The organism is Amycolatopsis cynarae, from assembly GCF_026802195.1.
GTDB lineage: Bacteria > Actinomycetota > Actinomycetes > Mycobacteriales > Pseudonocardiaceae > Amycolatopsis_E > Amycolatopsis_E rhizosphaerae.
On the sequence record NZ_CP113836.1, the window covers coordinates 18640 to 31027 of the forward strand.

Sequence of the window (12388 nt, forward strand, 5' to 3'; positions counted from 1 at the left end):
GCTCTAGTAGGTTAGCGAGTCCATGCCGGTGACGGTCCGTATTCGGTAAGACAGCTAGCGAAGGAAGTTGATGGTCCGTCGGCACAAGCGTCCGGGTGAAGACGGCGTGGCGCGACGGCCGGAGATCCGCGTGGGCGGCCGTTGGCGGCTGCGCAACTGGCGCCTGCGGACGAAGCTCATCGCCGTTCTGCTCGTGCCCGCGCTCACCGTGCTCGCCCTCGCCGGGCTGCACGTGCAGGCCGACCTGGAACACGCCCAGCAGCTCGCGGAGCTGTCCGCGCACGGGCGCGTCGATTCGGGCATCGACACGCTCGTCCACGAGCTGCAGCGCGAGCGTGACCTCAGCGTGCGCTACGTGGCGGCCGGACGCACCGGGGATCTCGGCGAGCTGCGGGATCAGCGCGGCAAGGTGGACGCGGCGGCCGCGGCGGTCGGCAAGGAGCTCGGCGCCCAGCGGGACCGGCTGTCCGATTCCGGGGTGACCGGGTTGCAGGCCACCCTCGCCCGGCTGGACGTGCTCACCGGCCTGCGGTTCGCGACCGAACACTCGAACCTGCCCCCGAACGCCACGCTGCGCTCCTACGGCGAACTGATCTCCGGCGTCCTCGACCTGTCCGACCAGTCGGTCGCCGGTGTCACCGATCCGGACCTCGCGCGCCTGCGGCTGGCGGCGAGCGCGCTCGCGCGCGTGAAGGACCAGATGTCGGTCAAGCGCGCGTTGCTGGCGGACGCGCTCGCCGAGGGGCGGCTGTCCACCGACGGACTGCGGGCCCTGCTCGGCGCGGACGCCGAGCTGGCCGCCGCGCGCAACGACTTCCGCAAGTTCGCCACCCCGGCGCAGCAGCGGATGTACGACGACACGGTGATCGGGCTGATCGTGGACAACGGAAACCACATGGTGGAGTCCGCGATCACCCGCGCCCAGGCGGGGCAGAACCTCGCCGGTCTCGACCCGCAGCAGTGGGAGACCGACGCCACCTACACGGTGAACCTGGCCTACCGGGTGCAGCAGGCGCTGCAGGCCGAGACCCAGCAGCGGTGCGACGCGCTGGCCGCGGACGCTCGCCGGTCCGCGATCATCAACGTGGGTGTCGTGCTCGGCGTGCTGCTGCTGTGCGTGGTGCTCGCGGTGGTGATCGCGCGGTCCCTGCTGCGGCCGCTGCGGGCGCTCAGGCTCGCCGCGCTGGAGGTCGCCGACCACCGGTTGCCTGCGGCGGTCGAGGACATCCTCGCGGACCCGTATCCCGAGTCGCCGGCCCGGCTGCGCGGAATCGACCCGGTGCCGGTGTTCAGCCGGGACGAGCTCGGGCAGGTGGCGCGGGCGTTCGACGCGGTGCACGGCCAGGCGGTGCGGCTCGCCGGGGAACAGGCCCTGCTGCGGGAGAACATCAACGGGATGTTCGTGAACCTGTCGAAGCGCACCCAGGACCTGGTGGAGCGGCAGCTGTCGGTACTGGACCGGATGGAGGCCCACGAACAGGATCCGGAAACCCTCGGCGGGTTGTTCGAACTGGACCACCTGGCCACCCGGATGCGGCGCAACAGCGAGAACCTGCTCGTGCTGTCCGGCCACGATCTCGACGACGGCCGCACCGAACCCGTCGCGGCGGAAGAGATCGTCGGCGCGGCATTGTCCGAAGTGGAGCACTATCAGCGGATCGAGCTCACCGCGACGCCGGATCTGGCCATCGTCGGCGAGGCCACCAGCGATCTGGTGCACGTGATCTCCGAACTGCTCGAGAACGCCACACTGTATTCGCCCGCGGACTCCACCGTCACCGTGGTCAGCTCGGTGACCGAGGACGGCTCGTGGGAGGTGCACATCACCGACCAGGGCGCCGGGATGCCGGAACCGGAGATCCAGCGCGCCAACGCCAGGCTGGCCAAACCGCCCGAGGTCGATCTCGAGGTGTCCCGCCGGATGGGGCTGTTCGTGGTGGCGACGCTGGCGGAGCGGCACGACATCCGGGTCCGGCTGCGGTCGGCCGAGGGCGGCGGACTGGTGGCCACCGTGGTGGTCCCGGCCGGGATCGTGGTGGAACAGCCGGTGGCGGCCGTTCCCGAGCCCCCGCCGGAGATCACCCCGCTTCCCCTGTTGCTGCCCGGCCCGGAACCGGAGCCGGAACCCGCGGCCGAGGAGGACCTCGTGGTGCCGGTCATCCCGGATGCCACCCGCCGCGCGCCGGTCGAGGAGGAACCGGTGCCGGACTGGCCGGAGGAGGACGGCGACCGGCACTTCCTCGAGGACGACGAGCCGACCGAGCGGATGCCCGCCTACCAGGCGGTCCTCTCCCAGTGGTTCCGCACGGGGGAGCACTGGCCCGTTTCCCCGGCTCGGCCCGACCGCGGGGACGAGACCGTCGCCTGGCCCGAGGCGGGCGACGTGGGCGACGCCGAAGACGCCGAAGACGCCGAAGGCGCCGAAGCGGCACCGGAGAAGGCCAACGGCGCCCAGTTCACCGGTGACGTTCCGCTCGATCCGCCCACGCTGCGGCTGGAGCCGGACGCCGTGCGCGGCCGGATGTCGCGCCTGCAGGACGGCGTGAACCGTGCCCGCGAGGTCCGGTCGGGCTTTCTGGGCACCCCGGAGTGAGTGGCGCGAATTCCGCCGTTCGCCCCATCGTTTTCGCCCGCTTGGCGGCCTTTTTCGCGCAATAGGACCGGCGTTCCGCGCCGCTCACGGTGTCCGCACCGAGCACCGATATCGGAACCTGATCATTTCGGGGTGTTGCGCGTGGTGTTCCCTGCGGTAGGTTTCGCGCGGTTTGCTCCCCGAGGAGGTTAACCATTCGCAAAGCGGACGGTGATCTCATTGGTGCGAGGAGTAATCGCTACGGCCGACCATCGATACGTCGCGTCAGGAGCGTCGTGAACATGACACTGAACACCGGTGCTGCCACCACCCGTCGCCGCCTCCTCCGGCTGGCCCTCGGTGCCACCGTCGCCGGACCGCTGGCCACGTCCGCGGGCTGCAGCGTGCTGAACGGTTCGAGCTCCTCGGACGGTTCCGGCGGCTCCACGGGCCTGGAGAAGAGCAAGATCACGGTGGGCATCCTGAGCAGCCAGGGCAGCGCGGGTGCCAAGCTCGCGGAGAAGTTCGGCTACTTCGCCAAGCAGGGTCTCGACGTCACCATCAAGCCGTTCACCGCCGGGCCGCAGGCAGTCCCGGCGCTGCTCGGCGGCGAACTCGACTTCACGGTGATCAACTACGTTTCGTTCTTCCAGGCGGTGGCGGCCAAGACCCTCGACGCGAAGGTCGTGGTGGACGGCAACGCGGCCAACGAGAACTCGGTCGTCGTGGTGGCCAAGCCCGACTCCGGCATCGCGGGTGCGAAGGACCTGGTGGGTAAGAAGGTCGGCATCCAGGCCGCCCAGTCGGTCGCCGAACTGCTGGTGCGCGCCACGCTGAAGGACCACGACGTCGACCCGAATTCGGTCCACTACCTGCCGGTGACCTTCCCCAACATCCCCGCCGCGATCGCCAAGGGCGAACTCGACGCCGGGGTCGAGGTCGAGCCGTTCTTGACCACGGCCGAGCAGAAACAGGGTCTGCAGCCGGTGCTGAAGATCGTCACCGGGTCGACCGCCAACCTGCCGCAGGTCGGCTACATCGCGACCACGAAGTTCGTCAACGCCCATCCGAAGACCGTGGCGGCCTTCCAGCGCGCGATGATCCCGGCCCAGACCGACGCGGCCGACCGGTCGAAGCTGTCGCAGGTGCTGCCCGAGCTGTCCGGTGTCGACCCGGCCACGGCCTCGCTCCTCAACATCGACACGTACCCGACCTCGGTCAACGCGACACAGCTGCAGCGGGTCGTCACGCTGCTGCAGACCTACGGCGGGATGACGGCACAGATCGACGCTAAGGACTACGTCGTCTCCACTCCCCAAGCCTGACGTGCGCACCGCCGCCCGTCGCCTGGCCGGGCTGGCCGCCTTCCTCGCCCCGTGGGAGGCGGCGGCCCGGTCGGGGCTGGTCGATCCGGTCGTGCTGCCGCCGCCGTCGCTCGTGCTCGCCCGCCTCGCCGGGCTGCTCACCGACGCCGAGTTCCTTCGCGACGCCGCCGCCACGCTGCTCGCCTGGCTGATCACCCTCCTGCTCGCCGCGGGGATCGGGATCGCCGCCGGCCTGCTGCTGGGGAGCGTCCGCCCGCTGCGGCTGGCCACCGCCCCGATCATCGAATTCCTGCGGCCGCTGCCCACGGTGGCGCTGATCCCGCTGGCCGTCCTGGTGCTGGGCAGCGGGGCGCAGGCGAAGATCACGCTGGCCACCTTCGCCTCGGTGTGGCCGATCCTGTTCAACACGATGTACGCGCTCGGCGAGTTCGACCGCGGGCTGCTGGACACCGCCCGCGTGTTCCGCACCCCGCGCACGCGGCTGGTCGGCGCGGTGATCCTGCCCGGCATCGCCCCGTTCGTGCTCACCGGCATCCGGCTTTCCGCCGGGATCGGCCTGATCGTGCTGGTGAGCACCGAGTTCCTGGCCGGCAGCGACGTCGGGGTCGGCCGGTTCGTCTACCACCGGGGCAGTACGTCGCTGAGCATGGACGTGGTGCTGGCGGGGACGGCGTTCGTCGGACTGGCCGGTTACCTGGTCAACCTCGCCCTGCTCGCGGCACAGCGGCGCTGGCTGGGCTGGGCGGCCACGGGCGGTGCGGTGTGAGCGGCCGTTGGGCCGTCTTCGCCCGGCGCTGGCTGGTGTTCGCCGCGTTCGTGCTCGCGTGGCAGTGGCTCACCACGAGCCTCGCCGACCCGTATTTCCCGCCCCCCACACGGATCCTCGACGCGGCGAGGCAGGCCTGGCTGTCCGGTCCGGCGAGCGGGCTTTTCCTCACCGACGCGGTGACCGCCGACCTGCTGCCCAGCCTGGGCAGACTGCTGGCGGGCTGGCTGGTCGCGGTCGTGGTGGCGGTGCCGGCCGGGCTCGTGCTCGGCCGTTCACCGAAGCTCACCGACTACGTGTCGGCGATGTTCTCCTTCGCGCGCTCGGTGCCGTCGACCCTGCTGGTGCCGGTGTTCCTGGTGATGTTCGGCATCGGCCCGCGGGCCGAGATCGTGACGATCCTGTGGGGCACGGTCTGGCCGATCCTGCTGAACACGATCGACGGGGCGCGCTCGGTGGACGAGGTCAGGATCGAAACCGCCCGTGCCTTCCGGATCGGCGGGGCGCGGTGGCTTTTCGGGGTGGTGCTGCCGAGCGCCTTGCCGAAGGTGTTCGCCGGACTGCGGTCGGCCCTGTCGATCGCGATCATCCTAATGATCGTTTCCGAGCTGATGGGCAGCGACAGCGGCATCGGCTACCGGATGATCAACGCGCAGGGCGCCTTCCGGCTGCCGGAGATGTGGGCGTGGATCGTGCTGGTCAGCCTGCTCGGCTACCTGTCGAACCTGCTGCTGACGCAGGTGGAACGCCGGGCGTTGGCCTGGCACCCGGGCTTCCGGCCCGAGCGGCTCGGCTCCGGGCTCGCCTGAGTTGCCCCCACCGTTCCGGTCGCGCACTGTGGCGAGGATGGCATCGGGAAGGATCGGCGGGTTCCGTTCGCCGCGGCACCGCGCCTGGTACGACGCGGTCTACGGCGAGGCGCTGCGCACACTGCCCGAACCGGCGGCCGTGCACGACGTGCCGACCGCGTTCGGCGTGGTCCGGGCCTACCGCTTCGGCGACACCGGTGCGCCGGTGGTGCTCCTGCCGGGGCGCGCCGGGACGAGCGTGATGTTCCGGCCCCAGGTGGCGGCGCTCGCCGCGCGGTACCGCGTCCACACCCTCGACCTGCTCGGGGAACCCGGGCGCAGCGAGCAGACCGCGCCGATCCGCACCGCCGCCGATCAGGCGGCGTGGCTGGCGGAAGCGCTTTCCGGGCTCGGGCTCGACCGGCCGCATCTGGTGGGGGTCTCGCTCGGGGGACGGCTCGCGGTCGAACTCGCGCTGCGCGCACCGGACAACGTGGCATCCCTCGGCCTGATCGACCCGGTCGCCACGTTCGCGCCGGTACCGCCGGGGATGATCCTGCGGGCACTCCCGGTCGGGATGCCGCTGGTGTCCAGCTGGGCCCGCCCCCGCTTCCTGACCTGGGTGGACGGCCGGGGCGGCGATGCGGTGGCCGGTGATCCGGCGGGGCGGCTGATCAGCGCGGGGCTGCAGCACTACCGGTTCGCGCTGCCCGCACCGCGGCCGTGCCCGGCTCGCCGTCTGCGCGCGGTTTCGATGCCCACCCTGGTGCTCCTCGCGGGCCGGAGCGTGGTGCACGACCCGGTGCGGGCCCTCGCCCGGGCCCGCGCGCTGGTGCCCGGTGTGGAGGCCGAACTGTGGCCCGAGGCGACACACGCGATCTCGGGCCAGTGCGCGGAGCGCGTCAACGCCCGCCTGCTGCGTTTTCTCTCCCGGTGACGGCCAGGTGGACGTGGAGGACGGTGGGCGTGTCCCCGGCCAGCGCGGTGCGCAGCGCGTCACGGAGTTGCGGCGCCGTCCGTACGTGCCGCCCGGTCACCCCCATGCCCTGCGCGAGTGCCGCGAAGTCGAGATCGCCGAGCTCGGTCCCGGGCACCTTCTCCGCGCCGCCTCGCCTCGCATGCCGCCGCACCGCGGCGTATTCGCCGTTGTCGAGAACGACGAACGTGACGGCCGCTCGCTCCCTCACCGCGGTCCACAGCGCCTGGATTCCGTACATGCTGCTGCCGTCCCCCAGGACGGCGGCGACGCGGCGCGACGGTTCGGCGAGCGCGGCTCCCACCGCGGCGGGCAGTCCGTAGCCGAGCACCCCGCTGGCCATGGTGAGGTAACCGCGCCCGTGCGCCCTGATCGGCAGGTGCCGCTGCATGTCCTGCCGGTGCGTCGGCGCCTCCTCCACCACGAGCGCGTTCTCGGGCAGCAGATCCGCGAGGGTCTGGTAGACGAACGCCCCGGAAAGCCCTTCCGCCGGTTCGGGGAGTCGCGGGGCGCGTGTTTGCGGTTCAGGGGCCGGGCGGGTGGCCTCGGGCACGAGTCCGGTGAGCCGCCGGATCGCGGCGCGGAGCGTGGTCAGCACTCCTGGGGCGGTGGTTCTGGCGAGTACCTGCGGATCGTCGCTCACCACGTGCAGCGGAGGCAGCGCGGGGCCCTCGTCGCTGACCACGTGGTAGGTGAAGGCCGGGGCGCCGAGCACGACGACGAGGTCGTACGGGGCCAGCGCGGTGGCGACCGCGGCCCGGTTCGGCGCGAGGAAACCGGCGAACAGCGCGTGGTCCTCGGGGAACGAGCTGCGGCCCGAGAAGGGGGCCGCCCACACCGCGGCCCGGAGCCGCTCCGCCAGTGCGACGGCGTCCGGCACCGCGTCGTCGGCATCCACGGGGGCGCCGACCACCAGTGCGGGGCGCCGGCTCGCGGCGAGCGCGGCCACCAGCCCGGCCAGCGCCTCGTCGTCGGCGGCGAAACCCGGTACCCGGGGCGGCGTGGGGAGGAGCGCCGCGGGCCGGTCCCAGTCGTCGGCGGGCACGGACAGGAAGACGGGTCCGCGGGGCGGCTGGGTGGCCATCCGGTAGGCACGGGCGAACGCGGCGGGCACGTCCTCGGCGCGGGCGGGCTGGTTGCTCCATTTCACGTACGGCCGGGGGAACTCCGCCGCGTCGAGCGCGCCGAGGAACGGGTCGCCGGGCAGCAGTTCGCGGGCCTGCTGCCCGGCCAGCACGACGAGCGGTGCGCGGTTGTGGAAGGCGGTGACCAGACTGCCGAGACCGTGCCCGAGCCCGCCCGCGGAGTGCAGACTGACCACGGCCGCCTCGCCGGTGAGCTGCGCGTAGGCGTCAGCCATGGCCACCACGGTGGACTCCTGGAGGCCGAGCACGTACCGGAACTCGTCCGGCCAGCCGGTCAGGAAGCCGAGTTCGGTGCTACCGGGATTGCCGAAGACGGTGGTGAGCCCCCATTCGCGCATCAGCGCGCGGACCGCGTCCCGCACCGTGGTGACGGCCATGTCAGCTCGCCTCGCCGACGACCGCGCGGTGCCGCAGCAGCCGGGCCACTTCGCCGCGCAGGGCGACGAACTCGGCCGATTCGCGGGTGGTGATCTGGTCGCGTTCGGCGGGCAGATCCACGGCGAGGTCGGCGACGATCGAGGCTGGCGAGCTCGAAAGCACGAGCACGCGGTCGCCGAGGTACACGCTTTCGTCGATGTCGTGGGTGACGAGCAGGATGGTGGTGTCCTGCTCGCGCCGTACCCGCCGCAGCAGGTCCTCCAGTTCGAACCGGGTCTGCGCGTCCACCGACGCGAACGGCTCGTCCATCAGCAGCAGGGCGGGCCTGCTGGCCAGTGCCCGCGCGATCGCCACCCGCTGTTGCATGCCGCCGGACAGCTGCCACGGAAACCTGCGGTGCGCGTCGGCAAGGCCGACCCAGTCCAGTGCCTGCCGGGCCCGCGAAGCCCGTTCACGGCGGTCCAGACCTGCCGAGCGGAGGGGGAATTCGACGTTGCCCGCCACGGTCAGCCAGGGGAACAGGGAGCGGCCGTAGTCCTGGAACACCACGGCCAGCTCGGGCGGCACCCCGTCGACTTCGGTGCCGTGCAACCGGATCGAGCCGCCGGTAGGCCTGATCAGGCCGGCCACGCAGCGGAGCAGGGTCGACTTGCCGCAGCCGGAGGGGCCCACGAGGCAGGCGAGTTCGCCCGCCTCGACGGTGAACGACAGGTCTTCCACGGCGGTGTGGGCACCGGGACCGGTGCCGAAACGGTGACGGAGCCCCTTCACCTCGAGCATGGCGGGCACGGGTTTGCCTCCTCGTCTTCACGGCTTCCACTGCGCCAGGAGTGGGTGATAAAGATCACTCGACCCGCGAGTGGGGCAGCGCGGAAATTACAGAGAGTGTCGGGTGGCGATCAAACTAGTCCGAATCGGTCAGGTCAGTGTCCTATTTGGCAACCGCCTTTCTTGCCTTTGCCCAGGAAGGGTTACATCTTCACCGCCTCTTCGCTACCCTCTGCATCTGCACACGAGGTTGGCCCGAATGCTGGTGGGATTGACGGTGGTACAGCGGTGCCGAATGAAGACACGCCGGGCGTAGCCGGGGCGCCTGAGCAGCAGACTTCCGCGCGCTCGACCGGGTCACGGCTCAGCCTGCGAAACTGGAAACTGCGGTCCAAGTTCGCTCTGGTACTGGCCATTCCCACGACCACCGCACTGGTGCTCGGCGGGCTTCGCACGGTGGACGAGATGCGCGCCGCCGACCAGTTCGCGCAGACCACCGCGCAGGTCGATCTCGCGATCAAGGTCACCGATGTGGTGCACCAGGTGCAGCACGAGCGGATGCTCGCGGTTTCCAAGATCATCAATCCGGGCGACGTCGACCTGCAGACCGCGCTCAACGCGCAGATCCAGCAGTCCGATACCGCCGTTTCGGCCTTGCGCGACGCGGCGGCGAAACTTCAACTGGGTGACTCGTCCAGCAAGGTGCGTTACGACCGCGGCCTGGCCAGGCTGCAAGCGCTTCCCCCGCTGCGCACCTCGGTCAACACGCCGCCCTACACCGAACAGGCCGCGTTCACCGCCTACTCGTCGGTGCTGGAATCGCTGGTCCAGTTGGGGCGCGAGATGACCTCCGCGATGACCGACCCGGACCTGCTGCACCAGGCGGGCAGCCTGCAGGCGATCAGTGAGGTCAAGGAATCCACGGCGCGCGAGGACGCCGCGTTGAGCATCGCCGCGCTGCGCAACGAGTTCTCCGGCGTCCTGCTCGACCAGGCGCGCTCGGCGCAGTTCAGCGGCGCGGCGGCACTCGCGCTGTTCCAATCCGAGGCAAGCCCGGACCAGATCCAGCTCTACACCGACACGGTCAGCGGGCCCGAAGTGGACGGCCGGGAGCGCCTCGCCGCCACCGCGTTCGCGCGAGCGGCCAACGGCACGCCGATCGGGATCAACCGCGCCGAACTGGCCAGCGACAGCGCCACCACGCTCACCAAGCTTCGCGGCATCGAAACCACGCTGCTCAGCAGGCTGCGGGCGAGGACGGACGAACTGGGCAGCGCCGCGACCGCCGCGGCGTGGCGCGACAGCGGCACCGTGCTGTTTGCGATCATCGTCGCGCTCGTGCTGACCGTCCTGGTCGTGCGGATGATGCTGAAACCGCTGCGGGTGCTGCGGACCAGTGCGCTGGAAATCGCCTACCACCGGCTCCCGCAGACGGTCACCAAGATCCTCGAGGACTCGGATCCGGTGGCCGCCTCGGCGAACGCGGTCGAACCGGTGCCCATCACCACCCGCGAAGAGATCGGCGAACTCGCGCGCTCGTTCGACGCCGTGCACGAGCAGGCCATCAAGATGGCGGCGGAGCAGGCACTGCTGCGGGAGAACGTCAACGGCATCTTCGTCAACCTCTCGCGCCGTTCGCAGCGGCTGGTGGAGCGCCAGCTCGGCGTGATCGACCGGCTGGAGGCCGACGAGCAGGACCCCGACCACCTCGCGAGCCTGTTCGAACTCGACCACCTCGCGACGCGCCTGCGCCGCAACGGCGAAAGCCTGCTGGTGCTTTCCGGCGCGGGCCTGGCCAAGTCCGTGCCCAAGCCCGTCTCGGCCGCGGACGTGATCGGCGCCGCGGTGTCCGAGATCGAGCAGTACGCGCGGGTCGAGGTGGGCGTCATCCCGGAGGTCGCGGTGCGCGGGCTGACCGTGCACGACCTCGTGCACCTGCTGGCCGAACTGCTCGACAACGCGGCCTATTTCTCCGAACCCGAAACCAAGGTGAGCGTGCGGGCGGTGGTCACCCGGCGGAAGGCGCTGGCCATCCAGATCACCGACCGCGGGGTCGGCATGTCGGAGGAGCAGATCGCCGAAATCAACCGGCGGCTGGCCGACCCGCCCGAACTGGACGTGTCCGTGACCCGGCGGATGGGTCTGTACGTGGTCGCGCGGCTCGCCCAGCGCCACGGCATCGAGGTGCGCCTGCGGGAGAACGAGGACATCGAGGGTGGCGTGATCGCCCGGGTCGTGGTGCCCGCCGAGCTGCTGGGCCCGGTGACCGTGGAAGCGCCGTCCCCGCCGACCCCGGCGGAGACCTCGCTGCCCGAAATCGCCGCCGTGCCCGCCCAGCGGCCGCGCCCGGTGTCGGCGGCCGCCGAGCAGTTGTCGGCGGAGCTGACCCCGCTGGCCCAGCCGATCAGCCTGGACGACCTGGTCGCGGGTTCGCCGAACGCCGCGTACCTGAGCCAGGGGTCCACCAGCGGCAGCCTGCCACTCGACCGGCACTCGGCGACCGAAGAGCCGACGGCCGTCAGGCCGCTGGAGATGCCCCGGCGCGAACCGCGTTACATCCCACCGGAACCGCAGGTGGAACCGCCCGCACCCGCCATCGGGGAAAGCGCCGAGCTCGACGACGACCTGCCGACCAGGCGCCTGCCGATCTACCAGTCGGTGGTGTCCCGCTGGTTCAGCGAAGACGGCACCACCGGCGACAGCGGCAGCAGCGGCGACACCGGCAGCAGCGGCGACACCCCGGCGGAGACCGACGAGCAGGACATCCTTGGGGAGGGGTCCGAAAATCCGATGACGGGACAGCTCGACGAGCCGGCTGAGCCGTTCGGGCTCCAAGAGTCACGAGCGGACACCGAAGACGACTGGCAAGGTGTCGCGGACGTGGGCTGGCAGGCCGCGCAGGCCCTGCTGGAGCCCAAGCACGAGGAAATCACCACGGCGGGCCTGCCCAAGCGGGTGCCCAACGCCTATCTGGTGCCGGGATCGGTGAGCCCGAGCGGCAGCGGGTCGTTCGTCGACGAGACGCTGGGACTTCCTGGCCCCAGCGCGGTCTCGCGATCCGCCACCGCCGCCCGTGACCGGATGGCGAGCTTCCAGCGGGGTTACACGTCCGGCCGCCACGCCCTGGAGGGAAACCGGGGCGCAGCGGGCGAACAGAGCGTTTCGGTCAGCGGCGGGGAGCAGTCTCCGCCCGAGTACGGCAGTGAGGAGTGACCAGTGACGCGGGCGGGTTCCATTCAGCCGGGCGGCTCGAAATCCACCAGCGGTCCGAACGGTTTCGCCTGGCTCATCACGGACTTCGTGCAGCGTGTTCCCGGTGCGGCGCACGCCGTGGTGGTGTCGGCGGACGGCCTGATGCTGGCTTCGTCCCGAGGACTGCCCAAGGACCGGGCGGACCAGTTGTCCGCGGTGGCCTCCGGGCTGACCAGCCTGGCGCGCGGTGCCGCTAAAGTCTTCGAAGGCGGTCCGGTCGCGCAGACCGTGGTCGAGATGGCCAACGGTTTTCTCTTCCTGATGTCCGTTTCGGACGGTTCCTGCCTGGCGGTGCTGGGCTCGCCGGACAGCGACATCGGCCTGGTGGTGTACGAGATGACTTTGCTGGTGGACCGGGTCGGGCAGCAGCTGACACCCGAATTGCGGGCCCAGTTGCAGGGAGCCGCGCGCGCGTGAC

Annotated in this window: 9 protein-coding genes; 7 read left to right on the top strand and 2 right to left on the bottom strand. The window is 71.1% G+C overall.

What is annotated here, in order from left to right; translation table 11 throughout:
• The first annotated feature begins 70 nt into the window (after positions 1-70).
• The 5 genes from ORV05_RS00100 (at position 71) to ORV05_RS00120 (ending at position 6388) form a co-directional block, all read left to right on the top strand.
• On the top strand, positions 71-2593 hold the full coding sequence (locus ORV05_RS00100) for a sensor histidine kinase (protein ID WP_268756397.1): 2523 nt from the start codon (positions 71-73) through the stop codon (positions 2591-2593).
• Positions 2594-2874: 281 nt separating this feature from the next.
• Positions 2875-3897, top strand: coding sequence for an ABC transporter substrate-binding protein (locus tag ORV05_RS00105; RefSeq protein ID WP_268756398.1), 1023 nt, complete (start codon positions 2875-2877; stop codon positions 3895-3897).
• Between the two features lies 1 nt (position 3898).
• Positions 3899-4663: an ABC transporter permease gene (locus ORV05_RS00110; RefSeq protein WP_268756399.1), complete on the top strand. Its 765-nt coding sequence runs from the start codon at positions 3899-3901 to the stop codon at positions 4661-4663.
• On the top strand, positions 4660-5472 hold the full coding sequence (locus tag ORV05_RS00115; protein ID WP_268756400.1) for an ABC transporter permease: 813 nt from the start codon (positions 4660-4662) through the stop codon (positions 5470-5472). Before ORV05_RS00110 ends, ORV05_RS00115 begins: the two co-directional genes overlap by 4 nt.
• A 37-nt stretch (positions 5473-5509) precedes the next feature.
• Positions 5510-6388 (top strand): alpha/beta fold hydrolase, encoded by an 879-nt coding sequence (locus ORV05_RS00120; RefSeq protein ID WP_268756401.1) that lies wholly within the window; start codon positions 5510-5512, stop codon positions 6386-6388.
• Here the strand turns inward: ORV05_RS00120 and mdlC are convergent.
• Positions 6354-7949, bottom strand: a complete 1596-nt coding sequence (gene mdlC / locus ORV05_RS00125) for a benzoylformate decarboxylase (RefSeq protein WP_268756402.1) — start codon at positions 7947-7949, stop codon at positions 6354-6356. The genes ORV05_RS00120 and mdlC overlap by 35 nt on opposite strands.
• A gap of 1 nt (position 7950) precedes the next feature.
• Positions 7951-8730, bottom strand: coding sequence for an ABC transporter ATP-binding protein (locus tag ORV05_RS00130; RefSeq protein ID WP_268760057.1), 780 nt, complete (start codon positions 8728-8730; stop codon positions 7951-7953).
• Between the two features lie 276 nt (positions 8731-9006).
• On the opposite strand from ORV05_RS00130, the gene ORV05_RS00135 reads away from it, so the two are divergent.
• Both ORV05_RS00135 and ORV05_RS00140 read left to right on the top strand, forming a co-directional pair.
• Positions 9007-11931, top strand: a complete 2925-nt coding sequence (locus ORV05_RS00135) for a sensor histidine kinase (protein WP_268756403.1) — start codon at positions 9007-9009, stop codon at positions 11929-11931.
• 3 nt (positions 11932-11934) lie between these two features.
• Positions 11935-12387, top strand: coding sequence for a roadblock/LC7 domain-containing protein (locus ORV05_RS00140; RefSeq protein ID WP_268756404.1), 453 nt, complete (start codon positions 11935-11937; stop codon positions 12385-12387).
• Position 12388 lies beyond the last annotated feature (1 nt).